The organism is Pontibacter russatus (genome assembly GCF_009931655.1).
Classification (GTDB): domain Bacteria; phylum Bacteroidota; class Bacteroidia; order Cytophagales; family Hymenobacteraceae; genus Pontibacter; species Pontibacter russatus.
Genome location: NZ_CP047984.1, coordinates 1,904,655 through 1,922,062, shown reverse-complemented (window position 1 = coordinate 1,922,062; position 17,408 = coordinate 1,904,655). Strand labels below are relative to the sequence as shown.

Here is a 17,408-nt window from a genome sequence, read left to right as displayed (position 1 = left end):
GCATATGAAGCGAATCCTGATTACGGGCTCCAACGGCCTGCTGGGCCAGAAACTGGCCGAACTGCTGCTGCCAAGGCAGGGCGTGGAGGTGCTGGCCACCAGCCGGGGAGAGAACAAACTGGCGGAACGGCTGCCCACGCTGCCCTTCCGGAGCATGGACGTGACAAAGCCGGAGCAGGTGGAGCAGGTGATAAGCGAATTCCGCCCGACCCACCTCATCCACACCGCCGCCATGACGAACGTGGACCAGTGTGAGAACGACCACGCCGGTGCCCTGCTCCTGAACCGCGATGCCGTGCAGTACCTGGTGGGTGCCTGCGAGAAGTACGATGTACACCTGGTGCATGTGTCTACTGACTTCATCTTCGACGGGGCGGACGGACCCTACGACGAGGAGGCCATCGGCAACCCGGTGAACTTCTACGGCGAAACGAAGCTGCAGGCAGAGGAGATCGTAAAGCAGGCCAGTTGCAAATGGGCCATCCTGCGCACCGTGCTGGTATATGGCGTGGCCCACGATTACGGCCGCACCAACATTGTGCTGTGGGTGCGCGACAGCCTGCAGGCGGGCAAAGTCATCAAAGTCGTGACCGACCAGCTCCGGACGCCGACCTTGGCCGAGGACCTGGCGATGGGCTGCTGGCTGGCCGTTGAAAAGGACGCCGAAGGCATTTTCCATATATCCGGCAGCGAGATGATGAGCCCTTACGAGATGGCCATGCAGGTGGCGGAGTTCTTCGCGCTGGACAACTCGCTGATAGACAAGGCAGACAGCAGCACCTTTACGCAGCCAGCCAAACGCCCCGCCCGCACAGGGTTTTATATACGCAAGGCCGAGACCCAACTCGGGTATCATCCACACACTTTTCTGCAGGGCATACAAATGGTGGCGGAGCAGGCGGCACAGGCAGCACCATAGCGGGCGAAACTGTGGCTGCACTACCCATAGCATTATATGCCACCATCTATGGAGGGTACACCGAATAGGGCATCATAAGTCTTGTGCCTTGCTACCTGATACCTGTGTCCTTCTACTTATATATAAAATATTTGATTTTTATGGCGCTGTCGGATGCTTTGTCTATATTGTATCTCCTAATTCCATCCACAAACACAATTCCATCATCAACCTAATCTATTCAAACACTTCTACCATCATCTATGAGTGCTAACAAAGAATCATGGGGTTCACGGGTCGGGCTGATTCTGGCCATGGCCGGAAACGCAGTGGGCCTCGGGAACTTCCTCCGCTTTCCGGTGCAGGCAGTACAGAACGGCGGCGGCGCCTTTATCATTCCTTACCTTGTCTGCTTTCTGGTGATGGGTATCCCGCTGTTATGGATTGAATGGTCGATGGGGCGCTTCGGGGGCAAGTTCGGGCACCACTCCACACCCTTTATTGTGGACACCATGGGCAAGAACCGCCTCTGGAAATACATTGGCGTGTTCGGCATCTGGACTAACATTGCCGTGGCCGCCTACTACTGCTACATTGAGTCGTGGACGCTCTCCTATGTGCTGCACTCCCTGATAGGCACCTTCAGTGACCTGGACCAGGAGGGGGTGGCGGCTTTCTTTAGCACCTATGTGAGCTTGGGTACGTCTACCCTTGGCGTTCCGCTGGAACCGGTTGTATTTTACGTGCTGTGCCTGTTGCTGAACACCTGGATCCTGTCGCAGGGCCTGGCCGGTGGCGTGGAGCGGGTGGCGAAAGTGGGCATGCCCCTGCTGATTTTATTTGGCGCTTTCCTGGCATTCAAAGGCTTCACCATCGAGGCGGGCGTAGACGGCGCCATCAACGACAGCTCGGTGGGCCTCAACTTCCTCTGGACTCCGAATTTCGAGGAACTGTGGTCGCCGACGGTTTGGTTGGCCGCCGCCGGGCAAATCTTCTTCACGCTGTCGGTGGGGATGGGCACCGTGCAGTGTTACGCCTCTTACGTCCGATCCAAAGACGATATAGCCCTGAACGCGATGTCGGCGGGCTGGATGAACGAGTTTGTGGAAGTGGTGCTGGGTGCCTCTATCCTGATCCCGATTTCCATCGGCTACCTCGGTGTGGACAGGGTGACGGAAATGGTGCAGTCAGGTGGTTTGGGCCTTGCCTTCCAGACGCTGCCGTACCTGTTTTTCCAGTGGGGCGATGTCATGGGGGCTTTCGCCGGCGTTATGTGGTTCGGGCTGCTTTTCTTTGCCGGTATCACGTCCTCGCTGGCCATGGGCACGCCCTGGATCGGTTTCCTGCAGGACGAGTTTAACTGGAAGCGCAAGTCCGCGGCCTGGTCCTTTGGCTTAATTGTATTCCTGCTGGGGATGCCCACGGTGCTTTTCTTCCAGTATGGCGTGTTTGATGAGTACGACTATTGGGCCGGTACGGTGTCGCTGGTGCTGTTTGCGCTGGTGGAGACCATCCTGTTTGCCTGGGTGTTCGGCATGGACAGAGGCTGGCGCGAGATTATCTCCGGCTCCGACATCAAGGTGCCGGACATATATAAATTCATCATCAAATTTGTGACGCCCCTGCTCTTGCTCTGGGTGTTCATCGGGTCGCTGGTTACACCGAAGGATGGTGACTGGGGCGCGGCGCTGCGGGGCGATTGGGTGCTGGACAACGGCTCCATCATCAAGAAGCTGATGAACTCGGGGCTGAAAGAGCAGCTCGCGGCGGCCACAGACCCCGCCGCGGTTGAGCGGCTGCAGGACACGCTGCTTTTCGTGAACGCCTCGCGCCTGCTGCTGCTGGCCGTGTGGCTGAGCCTGGCGTTGCTCGTATATATGGCGTACAAAAAAAGAGTCAGAGAAGGTAGAATTTAAAAGACTATGAATACATCCGCACTTGTTATCATGCTTACCACCATGCTGCTGGTAACCGGGCTCACGGTGTTTTTCTTCTGGAAGGTGCTGAGCGCCCCTCCCAAGCCGGAGCCAGACTCTTACCTGGACAACGATGATGAACCGGAGCGCCAGGTACCTGGCTGCTGATATATAAATGAGACGCATCAGGCACTGGATCCGGCGCTACTTCGGCTTTTCGCAAGGCGAGGTGAACGGATTTCTGTGGCTGCTTGGTTTGATGGTGCTGCTGATGGCGGCACCATTTCTTTTGCACGCGCTCCGCACCCCCGCGTTCGACAGCAGCAGCGCCTCCGACAGGCAAACGCTGGACAGCCTGGTGGCGCAGCTGGAGGCCCGGCAGCCGGAACCCGGCAATAACCGCTACAGGGTGCCCACCGTGGCGCTGCGGCCGTTCAACCCCAACCAACTGACGGTGGAGGAGTGGCAGGCATTTGGCTTGCCCAAGTACCTGGCGCAGCGCATCCTCAACTACCGCAGCAAAGTCGGCGACTTCAGCTACAGGGCGGAGCTGGGGAAGATATATGGCCTGCCCGATTCTGTTTTCCGAAGACTGCTGCCCTATATACAACTGCCGGAGGAGCGACCCAGCCGTTACAAGCGCAGAGCCTACGTAGCCCGCCCAGAACGCCCCGCGCCTAATCCGGACTGGAGCGGCAACCGCCCGCCGCGTGAGCGGTTCATTCTCGCCCCCTTCAACATCAATACCGCCGACACTACCCAACTGAAGCAAATAAGGGGCATTGGGTCCAAACTGTCGGCGCGCATCGTGAAGTACCGGGACGGGCTGGGCGGCTTCCACAGTGCCAGCCAGTTGCAGGAGGTATATGGCCTGCAGCCCGAGGTAGTGGACAGCCTGCAGAAGTACACCTTCGTGCCAGATGCGTACACGCCGCAGCAACTGAACATCAACACCGCCACCGCCGATGAACTGAACAAGCACCCCTATATAACCTCTAATGTGGCCAGGGCGCTGGTCGCGTACCGGGAGCAGCACGGCAATTATGAGCAACTGGAGGATGTGCAGAAAGTGAAACTGGTAACGCCTGAGCTGTTCGGAAAGCTGAAGCCATATCTGCAGTTATAACTCGTCGGCTGGGCGGGACTGTAATTTGTAATATAATTTACTGGCATATAAGCTTATAATTGTGATGCAACCTTTTTGAAGCAAACATGCTTATATTATAAAGAACTCACCATACAAAGTTATTGCCATGAAGAACTTCATACTCAGGATTTTGGTATTGCTACCTCTATTGGCTACTGGATGTGATTCTGAAAATGATGTTTCACCCGAACAAAGCCTAAATTGCTCTAAACTTGCTAATGCACTTATTGCAAACGACTCGGACAAAGTTGAAGTTGAAATAAATCAGTTGCTCCGTGGCATCAATGGTAGTTCTGTAGAGGGGCAGGAAAAAAACCTACAAGAACTCATTAAACATTTAGAATCATGTCCAACTATCGAGGTTACTGATTCTTGCTTTGGGTGCATCTTCACTAATCCTGCACAATCTGAAATAAGGGTTACTGTTTCTGGAAGTAATCAAATAACAAGCAAGTGTATTGACCTGCAACATAAAGACAGCAAGCTCATATTCTTTAAGCTGCATGACTAAAGAACAGCTTCGCCCAACGACACCCACAAGGTAAGCTTCAACTGCGCCTTGCCACTTTATCTATCAGCCCGTTGTATATGCTGTACGCTTAGATATAACTGACTCGAATTTCTAACTGCGGATGGTGTAGAATTTTCCTTCCGGAGCTAATTTTGTGGTAAAGTATAGGAACCCCTAAAAGCTGGTTTTATGTTGAAGTCATGTTCAGAATGTTCCCGAATATAAATCAATGCTGTCCTTCTGGAAGGATTTTGGTTGAGGGAAGTTAGGCAGATGCTACTGGGGGTAGGGGCCCTCTTCCCACAAGTTCCCCCGAATCAAGTTCGGGATTTAGAACTTTCAGGATGACAGAAATTGTAAGCTTGGGAGGCTTAGGTCAAAATTAAATGCACCTACCCCTGCTGCGGCAGCGCCTTTATCATATCTATCGCCTTCTCCAGCGCCTGCCGCTCACTTTTGAAGGCAAGTATCTTCACCGCCTGAACTATTGGCACCCACCGCGCTTCGTTTACCTCCCAATCGTGGTCGCTCACCTGCCCGGCTATATAGCGCAGCAGGAAAAAGTGAACAAACTTATGAAAACGCACCCGCTGCTTCCCTTTGTCTCCCACGTACCAGTACTCTATTGTTTCGATTTTCCGGAGGATTTCCGTCTTAATGCCCGCCTCTTCCCGCACTTCGCGCACAGCCGTTGCTTCCGGTGCCTCACCCGCGTCCACCAGCCCTTTCGGGAGTTGCCAACGCCTGGCAGGGCCAACTGAAACAAGGGCCACCTCAACTCCAGCGGCTATATGGCGAAAGGCAACGCCGCCTGCGGAGACCTGTTCGAACACCGGGAGTTTTGGCCCCTCCGGAAACAAACTGAACTGCTGGGATTTAGGCATGATGAGCACGCTGCCGGATAGATGCCGCGCATAGTTGTTTACTGTGTTGCCGCAAGTCGGGTTCAGGTGCATCTGGGTGCAGGCTCAAACATAACAATCAGGCATATAGCAAAAGCCGCTTTACTCAGTTTACCAAGCCTTCCAGCACTTCCTGCGGCGGCGGCACTTCCGACTCTACCCAAATCATCCTAACTTGCTTCTTTTTTAATAGACTATTGCCCCCGTATCTCCGTTAACGGGGCAGCGACACATGAAAGACATCCTCAAAAACTATCGGCGCAGGCTACTCAACATAGGCTCCAGCAACAGAGCCCTGCTGCTGCTGCGCCTGTCGCGGGAGATGCACCTGGATGTGGAGGCGCTCGATTTCCTGAACAGCCAGCCAGCCTTTGCAGTGGTGGAGAAGCTGCTGTCGGGCAAAGCTAGCATCAGCCTGAGCCCTTATGCCGACAGCCGCCATGCCCCGGTGGCAGCGGTGAGCCAGCGGCTGCGCTATATCCGGCGCAAGGCGGAGATAATTTTTGAGGAGCGCGGCAGCCGCGAGTTATATATAGGCTGGCCTTTCGTGCATGGTAAATTCTCTGACGGCACCGCCGTGCGTTCGCCCTTGCTGTTCTTCCCGGTGCAGCTGCAGGTGAACGCGGCGCAGGAGTGGGAGGTGGTGCCCGATGCCTCGCAGCCGCCGCAGTTTAACCAGAGCTTTCTGCTGGCTTACGCGCACTACATGGGCACGCCGCTGGCGGAGGCGCTCACGGAGTTGGATATAAGCACGCTGCCGCGCCAGCCGCTGGAGTTCCGGACGAAGGTATATGAATTGCTGAAGGAGCACCAACTGGAGCTGAACGTGGGGAGCGGGTTTTTTGCAGACAAGCTCACGCCTTTCCGAGATTATAAAAAAACAGAATACGAGGAGGCGCTGCAGCCGGGGCAACTCCATCTGGTGCAGGAGGCGGTATTGGGTATATACCCGCAGGCGGCCTCCTACCTGCTCGCAGATTATGATGCGCTGCTGGAACGGGGCGAATTGCAGGAGATGGAGGACCTGTTTGCGCCGGCAATGGCTGAGAACACACCGGCCGTGAACCAGGCACAGCAGACTTTTACTGTGTTTGAGATGGATGCTTCGCAGGAGGCGGCGCTGCAGGCCGTGAAGCAGGGGAAATCGCTGGTGGTGCAGGGGCCGCCGGGCACGGGCAAATCGCAGCTCATCTGCAACCTGGTGTCGGACTTCACGGCGCGGGGCAAGAAAGTGCTGGTGGTGAGCCAGAAACGCGCCGCCCTCGACGTGGTTTATAAGCGCCTGTCGCAGAAAGGGCTCGGTCCGTTCGCAGGGCTGGTGCATGACATCAACGCCGACCGCAGCAGCATATATGGCCAGCTGCTCCGCCAGATTGAAGCCATAGACGACTATAAAAAGCAGAACCTCGCCCTCAACAGCCTCTACACCGACCGGCAGTTTTTGGAAGTGAGCCGTGACATTAACAGGTGCCTGATGAAACTGACATCTTTCAAGCAAGCCCTCTTCGATACGGGCCGCTGCGGCTGGTCTGCCAAAGAACTGTACCTGCGCAGCAGCCTGCAGCAGCCGCACATCCTGCTCCCCACAGACTTCAGGTACTTTACCGCCACCACCGTCTCCGAGTTTCTGCCGCGCCTGCGGGAGTACCTGCAGAAGGCCGTCCCTTTTCAGCAGGAAGATTTTATATGGAAGGAGCGGCACAGCATGAAGGGCTTCGGCTGGCCGGAGCGGCAGCAACTGGAGCAGGCGATAAAGAAGCTTCCGGAGCAGTATGCCGAGTTACAGCAAAGCATCAGCAGCCTCAGCGGCTTCCCGTTTACCTTAGCGAATTTCACGGCCTATAAAGTGGCGCTCCAGAACATGACCGAGCTGCAAAAGCTGCTGCGCTTGCCGGATGTGCTGCCAACGGTGCAGGCGCTCGTGCAGGGGCAGGTAAAACCCGAGGAGCTGAAGTTGTTGGCGGTAAAGACAGAGAAGCTTTATACGGCCACGCCTGCCCCGGACACCACGATTCCTGCCTTGCAGCTGCCGGCCCTGAAAAAGGCGATTGCCGCCTACGGGGAGCAGCGCACCGACTGGCTCAAAAGCATCAGCTGGATTTTTTCGGAGGATAAAAAGCTGCTGCAGCAGGCGCTGGGCCTGTATAGGCAGGAGCTGAGCGAAGAGAACGTGGCCCTGCTGCAGCAACGGCTAATCCTTCGCCAGCAGGCGCAGGAACAACTGCAACAGCTGAACAAGAGCGTCAACTACTCCCTGCAGGCTACGGAGCCGAAAGAGGCGGTGCTGCAAAAGCTGAAGGCAGTGGAGCAGGCGCTTGCAGCGCACAAACTGCTGCGCCAGCTGCACCGCGAAAGGGTGCTGGAAGAGAAAATACTGCAGAAAGTAGATTTGGTCGCGCACCTGAAGGCATTGACGCAGGCCATCCAGGCTTTTGCCACGCAATACAACGCGTGGCTGAAGTGGCTGCCGGAGGCGCAGGTAAAGGCGCTGGTGGCGCAGCCACAGCACGGCAACAGGCTATTGCAGGAGCTGGAAAAACACTTCGAACCGCTGGTGGCGCACGACACCGTATATGCCGCGCTCACCAAGCCCGAGCGGGAGGTGGCGCAGCTGCTGATGGCAGAGTGCGGCGCCTCGGCGGAAGCGGGAGAAAAGCTGTTCCTGAACAGCCTGTACCTGGCCTGGATAAACGAGCTGGAGACCGAGCACCCTGAACTGCGGATGCCTTCTAACGGGGAACTGGAGCGGCTGGAGGCGGAGTTGCAGGAACTGTTGCAGGAAAAGCAGCGCCTGAGCACGGAGATTGTGCTCTCGCAGTTGCGGGAGCAGACCTACAGCAATTTGGAGCAGAACCGTTTGGGCAACACCGTGACGTACCGCAGGTTGCAGGCGCAGGTGATCAAAAAGCGCAGCCTGTACCCCATCCGAAAACTGTTCGCGCTGTTCGCCGCCGAGATGCTGGACCTCGTGCCCTGCTGGCTGGCCTCGCCCGAAACAGTGTCGGCGGCGTTGCCGCTGGAGGCCTGCTTCGACCTGGTGATTTTCGATGAGGCCTCGCAGTGCTATGCCGAGTCGGGTATACCTGCCATGCAGCGCGGGCGGCAGGTGGTGGTGGCCGGCGACGAGCAGCAGCTGAAGCCGTCAGACCTGTACCGTGCCCGCTGGAGCGCCAGTGGGGGAGAGGAGGCAGAGGAACTGTCTGCCGAATCGCTGCTGCAGTTGTGCGGCCTCTACCTGCCCCAGACCATGCTCACGCAACACTACCGCAGCCGCTACCCGGAGTTGATAGATTTCTCAAACCGCTTTTTTTATGGCTACAGGCTGGAGTTGATTCCCGAGCTGCAGGACGCCAACTCCCGCACGCCCGCCATTCAATTTGTGAAGGTTCACGGTCTGTGGCAGGACAATACCAACCTGCCGGAGGCGGAGAAGGTGGTGGAACTGGTGCTGCAGTTGCTGCAGGCGGGGCAGGAGGAGGTGGGCGTCATCACCTTCAACTATGCGCAGCAGATGCTGGTGCAGGACCTGCTGGAAAACAAGGCACAGGAACTGGATATGGTTCTGCCTGCATCCGTGCTGGTGAAAAACATTGAGAACATTCAGGGCGATGAGAAGGAGGTGATTATCCTGTCGGTGGGCTACGCGCCCGATGCACAGGGGCGGCTGGCGATGCAGTTTGGCAGCCTGAACCAGGCCGGGGGCGAGAACCGCCTGAATGTGGCCATCACCCGCGCCAGGCAGCAGGTGTTGGTAGTGAGCAGCATCCGGGCAGAGCAACTGCAGGTGGAGAACACGCTGCATATGGGGCCGAAGTTGCTGCAGGCCTACCTGCAATATGCGCAGCAGGTGAGCCGCCGGTATTTTGAATACAAACCGAAGCAGACACCGCTGGCCACGCAGGTGCCGATGCTGAAGGAGCGGCTGCAGGAGGAGGTCGGGACGCTGGAGCAGGAAGTGCCTTTCGCCGACCTCACCAGTAAGCACGACCAGCAATATACGGGCGTGGTGCTGACGGATGACGATTTATACCACAGCCACCTCTCGGTTCGCCACTCGCACGCAGACGTGCCCTACCTGCTGCAGCAGCGGCATTGGCCCTACCTGAAAGTATATAGCCGCCAGTTCTGGGCCGATCAGGAAGAAGTGCTGCGCAGGCTGCAATCTATGTAACGCATATATAAAAAGGAAACGTTTTAGGCACTATGGCGAGCAAACTGTATATATAACTGCTCAACTTCAAAGCCGCTCTTGCTGTGTCTTTTGGCCAGCAAGCTGTTGGTGAGAACACGAAACAGCGGCGAAGGAGGATAGTTAAGCCGGAGTAACAGGATAGATATATAAATGCTGATTAAACTCTTTACTGTATATGTGTACCTGCAGGCCGCGCTCTGTGGCTGTGGCTCCGACAGGCGCAACAGCGACTTCGAACGCCTGCGGAAAGATTACCACGTGACGGTGCAGCGTATCGCCCGCCTCGACAGCCGCATCTCCGAAAGCTCCGGGCTCGCCCGCGCCTCCGACAGCACCTTCTGGACGCACGGTGATGGCGGCTCTCCCAGCAGTTTATACCGCTTCAACCTGCAAGGGGAATTGTTGCAGACGGTGCCGTTGCAGCTGCCGAACCATGATTGGGAGGATATGGCGCAGGACGGAAGGGGGAATTTATATATTGGCGACGTGGGCAACAACTTCAACAACCGCCGGAACCTGCGCCTATATACCCTGCAGCAGGATGCGAAGACGGTAACCGACACCATCCGCTTCCGCTACGCCGACCAAACAGAGTTCCCGCCACCGCCACAGCAGCGGCACTACGATTTAGAGGGCTTTCTCTACCACGCCGACAGCCTGCACCTGTTCACCAAAAGCCGCGCCCTCCGCAAGACAATCACCCGGCACTACACCTTGCCAGCTAAAGGCGGAGAGTATACTGTCGAGCCGCAGGAGGAGCTTCGGCTAAAATCGCCGGTGACGGCGGCGGGCATATCCCCGGCCCAGGACCAGTTCGCGCTGCTGGGCTACGGGAGGCTGTACCTGTTCGGGATGGAAAACGGGAGAGTAGACTTCGGTGGAAAGCGGAGGTGCCTGCCCATCGGCAAAACCGGCCAGGCCGAGGCCCTGACGTATCTCTCGCCTACCCAACTGCTTCTCACCAACGAAAACGGAAAAGTGTACCTGGTTACCTTGCGGAAAAAATAAACCGGCACAATCCGGTGTATATATAAGGGCACGAACAGAACCGGGACTAAGCCGTAGTAAGAGGAAACTATACTCAGAATCAGATATGCATAATACGATATTGGTAACAGGCGCTACAGGCACAGTGGGCAGGGAGGTGGTGATACAGCTTTCCATCATAGACGGCGTGCGGGTGAGGGCTGGGGTGCATTCCATCATAAAAGGCGAGAACCTGAAGCGCCTGCCCGATGTGGAAGTGGTGGAGATGGATTTCAGGAACCGCGATTCGCTGCACGCGGCTTTCACGCACGTGGATAAAGTTTTCCTGATAACGCCCTTCTCGGATGAACAGGTGGCGATGGCGAAAACGCTGATAGATGAGGCAAAGGCCGCAGGCGTAAAGCACATTGTGAAACTCTCTGTCATAAAAGCGGACGCTGTGCCGGAAACGATGATCGGCCGCTGGCACAGGGAGGTGGAAAAGTATATAGAGGACAGTGGCATTGCCTATACCTTCCTGCGCCCATCATCTTTTATGCAGAACTACTCCAACTACGACGCGGCCAGCATCAAGCGCGACGGCAGGTTCTATCATGCCACGGGTAGCGGCAAGGTAAGCTGCATTGATGTGCGGGACATTGCCGCCGTGGCCGTGGAGGTACTCACCGGGGCAGGGCATGAGGGAAAGGCATATGAACTGACCGGGCCGGAGGCGCTGTCGAACCAGGAGGTGGCGGACATGCTGAGCGGGGCAACCGGCAGGCAGGTGGCGTTTGTGGATGTGCCGGAGGAGGCCGCCAGAAACAGCATGCTGCAGCAGCATATGCCGGAGTGGATGGTGGATGCCATGCTGGAACTGGAGCAAGCCTACAAGCAAAACCGGTTCAGCGAAACCACCGACACGGTCGGGCAACTGGCTGGCAGGCCGCCACATTCTTTCCGGCAGTTTGCGCAGGACTACCGGGAGTGTTTTATATAGCTTCCGAAACGGCTTCCTGCATCTGTCCTATATATAAACCTATAAAAAAAAGCCACTCCCAAAACAGGAGTGGCTTTTCTACTTATACTTTATTCTCAGGCAGGGCTGTTATTCTCCTCTGCCCATGTTTCTGTAGCGCTCGCTGCGGCGGGATTCGAAGCGATCCTGGTCGCGCCCGGTGTTTCCTTGGTTGGAGGAGCCATAGCCCCCCTGATCCTGATTGCCGTAGCTGCGGTAGTTCTCGCGGGAGTTGGAGCCGCGGTTGTCGCTGTAGTATGAGGTGCCGCTGTCCATAGCGCCATATCGGCTTTGGTCGCCGCCACGGCCGCCCTGCTGGTAACCCCCTGCGCTATAGCCACTCTGGCCGTAGCGGCCAGAGAAGTCGCCGCCCTGGTTGGAACTGCCTGAACCGTAACCGTAGCCACCGCTTATGCCGCGGCTGCTGTTGCTGTCGCCGTAGCCGCCCCTGTCTTCTCTGTCGGAGGATGAGCCGTAGCCACCGCCTCTACTGGCAGAACTACCGTAGCCACCAGCAGAACCGTAGCCCCCCTGGCCGTAGTCGCTGCCCTGGGAGCCGTAGCGGGCGGAGCGTCCGCTGCTGCCATACTCGTCGTTGTAAGAGCCGCCCCTGGAGCCGCCGTAGCCGCCCTGGCTGCTATATCCGCCCTGCATCGAGCTTTGGGAGTCATAGCCCCTTGCCGAGCCCTGGTTGTCGTGGTCGTATTCGCTCATGCCTCTGGACGAGCCGTAGCCCTGGGAGCCATAGCGGTCTCTGTCGCCGTAGTTATTGCCGCTGTTGGAGGATCGGCCTGAACCGTAGCCACCCTGCGAGCCATAGCCGTATTCCTGCGAGGCAGAGCCATAATTGCCTTGCGAGCCGTAGCCTCCCTGGCCGCGTGAGCCCTGCTGGTTGTAGCGGCCCATGCCGCCCTGGTCGTTCATCATGCCATATCCTCTGTCACGGTCCTGGCTGCCGCTCTGCCACGATCCGCCCTGGTTGCTGCCGTAGCTGCTTTGAGAGCCGTAGCCACCCTGGTTTCCGTAGCCTCCTCTATTGGAAGAAGATCCGCCCTGGCCCCCCCTCGGTCCCTGGTTGCTGCTGGAGTAGCCGCCCTGGCCGCTCTCGTAGCTGCCATAGTTCCCCTGCGAGGAGTTGCCTTGCGTGCCAAAGGCACCGGAGGTACCGCCCGAAATAACACCACCCTGGCTGTCGCCTTCCCTATCCTGGTAGCCGCCCTGCATGCCGCCTCTGCTCGCGCCAAAGTCCTGGTCCTGGTTCCGAACGCGGTTACCCTCCATGCCGCCCTGGCTGCCATAGTTAAAGCCGCCCTGCGAGCCGCCGTAGCTTCCCTGAGACCCGTAACTGCTCTGGCTGCCGTAGCCGCCGCTCTGGTTGTAGGAGCCTCCATAGCCGCTTCCGCTTCCACTCTGCGAGCCATAATCGCCCTGGTACCCATAGCCGCTCTGTCCGCCGTAGTTACTGTTCTGCGAGCCGTATCCGTAGCCTCCCTGCGATCCGTAGCCGCTGTTCTGGTTGCCCTGGCTGCCGCCCTGGCCATAGTTCTGGTTGCCATAGCTTCCCTGGCCCGTGCTGGTCTGGGATGTTTGGTCTGAACTGCCGCTGCTGCTCATAGAGCCGTAGTTGCCGTATTCAGAAAGCTGGCCTTGGCTGCGGTTCGAGTCTGAACCGCTTTGAGATGATTTACTGCCTGAGCCCGTTGCCCCTGCGGATTTCGCGCTCTTGGAATCGGTCGTTTTGGCCTCCTTTTTAGAAGTAGAAGAGGCGCCTGACTTGGCTTTTGAGGAAGATGACTTTGAGCTGGACGCAGAGGCTTTGCTGCTGTCGTCTTTCGCTGATGGAGATGACGAGGACGAGCCGGATGTAGCGCCCATGCCGGAATTCTGGTTCGATCCGAACCCGCTGCTGCTTCCGCCGCTGTTGCTGCTACTGTTGCTTGCAGTGCTGCCTGAGGATGATGATCCCTGTGTTCCGAACGAGCTATCCGAAGAGGTCGTCGCGTCGTTTGAGTTCTGATTTCTCTCTGTGTCTTTCATAGTTTGGTCTCCTTGAGAATAATAGTTTAAAATTAAGTTTGTTGCAGGCCCCGCACACGTTAGCCACAGGGGCAGCAGATGTGGTAAAAAATAAGATTCCGTTACACTAAAATGTAAAGCATTTATGCTGTTTTTATAGTGTGACTGAATGTCTTAGCTATACGAACCGCACGGCACATGGTTATTGTGGGGAAGTGCTTCTGCCGCGTGATGGAGGCCGCCCGCAGGCTGGACAGGATAGGTAAAGCAGAGGCCGCCGTGCGGCGACGGGAGCGACACTGAAGCACCGGGCGGTTTGTAGAAAATGCCGTCGGGAACCGGGTAAGTGGCTGGCGTTGTACGGCTTAATTATTTTTTGAAAGAGGCTGTTATTTCAGAACTAATACTTACCTTTGCTATATTAATTAATTAATTTTTTATAATGAAAACAGGTAAAGTAAAGTTCTTCAACGTTTCTAAGGGTTTCGGTTTCATTGTTGCTGATGACACTAACCAGGACATCTTTGTGCATCAGTCTGGTCTGATCCACGAAATTCGCGAGAATGACCGTGTGTCTTTCGAAGTGAAGGATGGCAAAAAAGGATTGAATGCTATTAACGTAGAGCGCATCTAAGTTAAAGACATATAGTGCCGAAAGGCAATCATTCCATCTATTTTGACCCGCTCAGTTCTACTGAGCGGGTTTTTTATCTTCCTGCTTTTCCCGGTTGCGCTCCTCGCCTTTCTCCAGCCCCTCCTGTATCAGCTCATTCGCTTCATGGCGGTCTTCGTGGTCAGCTACGGGGTGCTCCTGCTCTTCTTCGTGCTGCGGTTCGTAGTTCAGCGTAATGGCAATCGGAAAGTGGTCTGACCCGAACTTGTCCAGCCTCCTCAGGGACACCAGCCTGAACTCGGGGCTGTAAAACACGTGGTCGAGGGGGTAGCGGAACAGGGGGATATAGGCATTGTAGGTGTTGTAAAAGCCACGGCCCACACGCGGGTCTATCATGCCGCTTATCTCTTTGAACAGCTTTGTGGTTTTAGACCAGGCCACATCGTTCAGGTCGCCGGCCACCACGCTGGGGTACTTCGTCTTCTTAGACTGCTTGGCTACCAGCAGAAGCTCCGCCTCGCGCGTCTCGGTGTTCTTCATCAGGCGGGGCGGCTGTGGGTGTACGGTGAAGAAGTCGAACTTTTTTCCGCTGGGGAATTCCACCACCGTGTGAAAGGATGGGATGCCGTCTTCCACCAAGAATCTGATTTCGCTTTCGTGCAGTTTCAGTTTGCTCCAGAACAGCATGCCGTAGGTGTTGGGCAGCGGCTTCTTGATTGTGTAGGGGTAGCGCTTGTCCAGTTCCTGCCGCACGTACTCGTGCCAGGCATCGTCCGGCTCGTTCATCACCAGCATATCCGGGTCCTCCTTCAGCACCAGCTGCAGAAACTTGTCGTACTTCTTGTTCACCATGCGCACATTCGAGATCATCAGCGTGAATGCGTTCTGGGGTGTGGCCTGCTTGGTGCGCAGCGCCTCTACTTTTGCCATGGGGGTAAAGTGATATATATAGCGGACCTCGTTCAGGACGCCCAACACCCAAAGTGAGATCATCGCTATCCCGGCTGTTCCCTCCACCCCATATATAGACACATAGGCTATGGTGGTAATGGACAGCAGTATGGCAACGTGCAAACGCGGAAAATCAAGGACTCTGATCCACCACAAGGGTGTTCGGATAAGCGGGAGAAAGGAGAACAGGGTGAAAACAAAGCCAAGTATGACGAGGGTGTTTTTCATTCTTTCAGAAACTTATGATGGGATAGTACATACTCATGTGAAAAGCGTTTTGTTGTCGATGTAAAAGCTAGTACGGAATACGAACGGCGCCAGGTAAAAATAAGGGCGCTTATATGAAGGACGCCTATATATGAACAGCCCCTGGCAGGTTTGCGCTGCCAGGGGCTGTTCATATATAGGCTGTGATGCTACCGTTGCCCGGATGCTTTGGCCACCCGCGCGCCAACTGCCAGCACCTGAGGCAGCGGGTCGCGGCGCATGTACTGCGTCAGCTTCAGTTTGTAGGTGCCCGCCTTCGGGAAGCGCACTTCTTTTAGGGCCAGTGTCTGCAGATCGTACGTGTCGCTGAAACCGCTGCCAAGCGGTTTCCCCGTTTTAGGATCCATCAGCAGCAACTCGTGCAGCGACGCCGACAGCTGCCTGCCGTCAGGTCCTACCAACTGGTGGCGCAGGTACAGGTTGTAGTAATCGTACTGCAGATTGTAGCGCACATTGAAAAAGATGTTATAGGCCGCCGTTGTGTCCTCAATCTCGAATTCGAGAACAGGGGCGTTGTCAATGTACCAGTCGCCCCCGGGCAACTCCACGTTCTGCTCATATATCCGGTCCGGGTCGCAGCCAGCCAGCAGCAGCAATACCGCCGCCCATGTCACCACTGTTCTAAGCATCGGTGCGCGGGGGATTAGGTTGGTCCGGCTTCCTGCCCCGGAAGGGCTTGCGTGGCCGCGGTTTCCGGTCGGGCTGCTGCCCTTCCGCTCCTGGCTGGCCTGCAGGTGGCCCCGGCTTGGCTGCCTTAGGCGGCCTGTTGTCTCTTCCTTCGCGGCTCTCACGTGGGGCACGGTTTTCCCTGTCCTCGCGGGGAGGCCTTCCCTCCTTATTCCGGTTGCGGTTGCGCGGCGGGCGTTGCTGCCTGGCCGTTGCCTCGCTCTGCTTCTCCGGCTGGCTCTGGCTTCTGTCCTGCTTCAGCGCCGGCTCGCGGGGTTCCGCCTGCTCCGGCTGGGCAGCATCGCCGAGAGGCTTTCTGCTTTTCTTCTTTTTCTTCTTTTTGCTCTTGAACTTGTCGTCGAGCCGCTCGAGGTTCCCCTCTACCTGTGCCACAAACTCATTCTGCTTCGGCTCATCGGGCACTTCCAGCAGCAGGGCCTCCACGGCCACCCCTTTGGCGTTTGCCGCGAGGATCTCCTGCACCCGCTCCACCGGCACCGGATACCAGGTGTTGTCGCCCTTGTAGCCAAACCACATCATCCGCTTAAAGATGTCGGTTTTCTGCAGCACGGCGTCGCCTTGCTGCGTCTGCAAAGGGCGGTGTACGCTTGGTATATCCTTCAGGGCCGTCATATAAGTCTCCAGCTCATAGTTGAGGCAGCACTTCAGGCGGCCGCACTGCCCCGAGAGTTTGCTCGGGTTGAGCGAAAGGTTCTGGTATCGGGCCGCCGTGGTAGACACGCTCTTGAAATCGGTGAGCCAGGTGGAGCAGCAGAGCTCGCGGCCGCACGAGCCAATGCCGCCCAGCCGCCCGGCCTCGTGGCGCAGGCTGATCTGGCGCATCTCAATGCGTACTTTAAACTCCTCTGCCAGCTTCTTGATCAGGTCGCGGAAGTCCACGCGGTCGTCGGCGGAGTAGTAGAAGGTGGCTTTGCTTTTGTCTGCCTGGTACTCCACGTCCGACAGCTTCATCCGCAGCCGCAACTGCTGGATAATCTCGCGGCCGCGGTACATGGTGCCTGCCTCCAGGTCGCGCACCTCCTGGAACTTCTCCATGTCGCGCTCGTTGGCGATGCGGTAGATAGAGCGGATCTCCTCGTTGTTGTCCACCTTCTTCTTCAGCATCTGCAGGCGCACCAGTTCGCCCTTCAGCGACACGAAACCGATATGGTGGCCGCTCGGTACGTCTACCACCACCGCGTCGCCAGTGGTCAGGTCCAACCTGTTGGTGTTGCGGAAGAAGTCCTTGCGCCCTCCCTTGAATCTTACTTCTATGATATCGAACTCCTCAAACGACGTGGGCAATTCCATGTCGCTGAGCCAGTCGAACACATTTAAACGGTTG

General features: G+C 56.8%; 15 protein-coding genes. 10 read left to right on the top strand and 5 right to left on the bottom strand.

Annotated elements, in window-relative coordinates; translation table 11 throughout:
- The first annotated feature begins 4 nt into the window (after window positions 1–4).
- From GSQ62_RS07615 to GSQ62_RS07600, 5 genes are all read left to right on the top strand, one after another.
- Entirely contained in the window at window positions 5–919 is a 915-nt protein-coding gene (locus GSQ62_RS07615) for an SDR family oxidoreductase (RefSeq protein WP_161888954.1), read from the top strand.
- Window positions 920–1,161: 242 nt separating this feature from the next.
- Window positions 1,162–2,814, top strand: coding sequence for a sodium-dependent transporter (locus GSQ62_RS07610; RefSeq protein ID WP_161888953.1), 1,653 nt, complete (start codon window positions 1,162–1,164; stop codon window positions 2,812–2,814).
- Between the two features lie 6 nt (window positions 2,815–2,820).
- Entirely contained in the window at window positions 2,821–2,982 is a 162-nt protein-coding gene (locus GSQ62_RS20645; protein WP_202621858.1) for a hypothetical protein, read from the top strand.
- 7 nt (window positions 2,983–2,989) lie between these two features.
- Complete coding sequence (locus tag GSQ62_RS07605) at window positions 2,990–3,940, top strand: ComEA family DNA-binding protein (RefSeq protein WP_161888952.1); 951 nt, start codon at window positions 2,990–2,992, stop codon at window positions 3,938–3,940.
- Window positions 3,941–4,067: 127 nt separating this feature from the next.
- Window positions 4,068–4,472, top strand: a complete 405-nt coding sequence (locus GSQ62_RS07600) for a hypothetical protein (protein ID WP_161888951.1) — start codon at window positions 4,068–4,070, stop codon at window positions 4,470–4,472.
- Between the two features lie 392 nt (window positions 4,473–4,864).
- Here the strand turns inward: GSQ62_RS07600 and GSQ62_RS07595 are convergent, their stop codons facing one another.
- Window positions 4,865–5,356 carry an NUDIX hydrolase gene (locus GSQ62_RS07595; RefSeq protein WP_237587061.1) on the bottom strand — a complete coding sequence of 164 codons (492 nt, stop codon included), beginning with the start codon at window positions 5,354–5,356 and terminating at the stop codon, window positions 4,865–4,867.
- A gap of 250 nt (window positions 5,357–5,606) precedes the next feature.
- Between GSQ62_RS07595 and GSQ62_RS07590 the strand changes: the two genes are divergently transcribed.
- The 3 genes from GSQ62_RS07590 to GSQ62_RS07580 all read left to right on the top strand — a co-directional run bounded on the left by GSQ62_RS07590 (window position 5,607) and on the right by GSQ62_RS07580 (window position 11,532).
- Complete coding sequence (locus GSQ62_RS07590) at window positions 5,607–9,545, top strand: AAA domain-containing protein (RefSeq protein WP_161888950.1); 3,939 nt, start codon at window positions 5,607–5,609, stop codon at window positions 9,543–9,545.
- A gap of 171 nt (window positions 9,546–9,716) precedes the next feature.
- Complete coding sequence (locus GSQ62_RS07585; protein WP_161888949.1) at window positions 9,717–10,574, top strand: hypothetical protein; 858 nt, start codon at window positions 9,717–9,719, stop codon at window positions 10,572–10,574.
- A gap of 85 nt (window positions 10,575–10,659) precedes the next feature.
- The gene (locus GSQ62_RS07580) at window positions 10,660–11,532 is read left to right on the top strand and encodes an SDR family oxidoreductase (RefSeq protein ID WP_161888948.1); all 873 of its coding nucleotides are present in this window, start codon (window positions 10,660–10,662) and stop codon (window positions 11,530–11,532) included.
- 108 nt (window positions 11,533–11,640) lie between these two features.
- Here GSQ62_RS07580 and GSQ62_RS07575 read toward each other — a convergent pair whose 3' ends face one another.
- Window positions 11,641–13,164, bottom strand: a complete 1,524-nt coding sequence (locus tag GSQ62_RS07575) for a hypothetical protein (RefSeq protein ID WP_161888947.1) — start codon at window positions 13,162–13,164, stop codon at window positions 11,641–11,643.
- 124 nt (window positions 13,165–13,288) lie between these two features.
- Between GSQ62_RS07575 and GSQ62_RS07570 the strand changes: the two genes are divergently transcribed.
- Both GSQ62_RS07570 and GSQ62_RS07565 read left to right on the top strand, forming a co-directional pair.
- A complete protein-coding gene (locus tag GSQ62_RS07570) occupies window positions 13,289–13,567 on the top strand; it encodes a hypothetical protein (RefSeq protein ID WP_161888946.1) in 279 nt (92 codons plus the stop codon).
- Window positions 13,568–14,008: 441 nt separating this feature from the next.
- Window positions 14,009–14,200 (top strand): cold-shock protein, encoded by a 192-nt coding sequence (locus GSQ62_RS07565; protein ID WP_115565521.1) that lies wholly within the window; start codon window positions 14,009–14,011, stop codon window positions 14,198–14,200.
- A gap of 57 nt (window positions 14,201–14,257) precedes the next feature.
- On the opposite strand, the gene GSQ62_RS07560 is transcribed toward GSQ62_RS07565, so the two are convergent.
- The 3 genes from GSQ62_RS07560 to ricT form a co-directional block, all read right to left on the bottom strand.
- Window positions 14,258–15,358 carry an endonuclease/exonuclease/phosphatase family protein gene (locus tag GSQ62_RS07560; protein ID WP_161888945.1) on the bottom strand — a complete coding sequence of 367 codons (1,101 nt, stop codon included), beginning with the start codon at window positions 15,356–15,358 and terminating at the stop codon, window positions 14,258–14,260.
- Window positions 15,359–15,546: 188 nt separating this feature from the next.
- Window positions 15,547–16,026 (bottom strand): gliding motility lipoprotein GldH, encoded by a 480-nt coding sequence (locus GSQ62_RS07555; protein WP_161888944.1) that lies wholly within the window; start codon window positions 16,024–16,026, stop codon window positions 15,547–15,549.
- Window positions 16,019–17,395 (bottom strand): PSP1 domain-containing protein, encoded by a 1,377-nt coding sequence (gene ricT / locus GSQ62_RS07550; RefSeq protein WP_237587059.1) that lies wholly within the window; start codon window positions 17,393–17,395, stop codon window positions 16,019–16,021. Before ricT ends, GSQ62_RS07555 begins: the two co-directional genes overlap by 8 nt.
- Between the last annotated feature and the right edge of the window lie 13 nt (window positions 17,396–17,408).

Coding starts and splice junctions, on each gene's coding strand:
- GSQ62_RS07595 (WP_237587061.1), bottom strand. CDS start 5,356: ATGCCTAAATCCCAGCAGTTCAGTTTGTTTCCGGAGGGGCCAAAACTC.
- GSQ62_RS07615 (WP_161888954.1), top strand. CDS start 5: ATGAAGCGAATCCTGATTACGGGCTCCAACGGCCTGCTGGGCCAGAAA.
- GSQ62_RS07585 (WP_161888949.1), top strand. CDS start 9,717: ATGCTGATTAAACTCTTTACTGTATATGTGTACCTGCAGGCCGCGCTC.
- GSQ62_RS07555 (WP_161888944.1), bottom strand. CDS start 16,026: ATGCTTAGAACAGTGGTGACATGGGCGGCGGTATTGCTGCTGCTGGCT.
- GSQ62_RS07560 (WP_161888945.1), bottom strand. CDS start 15,358: ATGAAAAACACCCTCGTCATACTTGGCTTTGTTTTCACCCTGTTCTCC.
- GSQ62_RS07610 (WP_161888953.1), top strand. CDS start 1,162: ATGAGTGCTAACAAAGAATCATGGGGTTCACGGGTCGGGCTGATTCTG.
- GSQ62_RS07565 (WP_115565521.1), top strand. CDS start 14,009: ATGAAAACAGGTAAAGTAAAGTTCTTCAACGTTTCTAAGGGTTTCGGT.
- GSQ62_RS07600 (WP_161888951.1), top strand. CDS start 4,068: ATGAAGAACTTCATACTCAGGATTTTGGTATTGCTACCTCTATTGGCT.
- GSQ62_RS07580 (WP_161888948.1), top strand. CDS start 10,660: ATGCATAATACGATATTGGTAACAGGCGCTACAGGCACAGTGGGCAGG.
- GSQ62_RS07605 (WP_161888952.1), top strand. CDS start 2,990: ATGAGACGCATCAGGCACTGGATCCGGCGCTACTTCGGCTTTTCGCAA.
- GSQ62_RS07590 (WP_161888950.1), top strand. CDS start 5,607: ATGAAAGACATCCTCAAAAACTATCGGCGCAGGCTACTCAACATAGGC.
- GSQ62_RS07575 (WP_161888947.1), bottom strand. CDS start 13,164: ATGAGCAGCAGCGGCAGTTCAGACCAAACATCCCAGACCAGCACGGGC.
- GSQ62_RS20645 (WP_202621858.1), top strand. CDS start 2,821: ATGAATACATCCGCACTTGTTATCATGCTTACCACCATGCTGCTGGTA.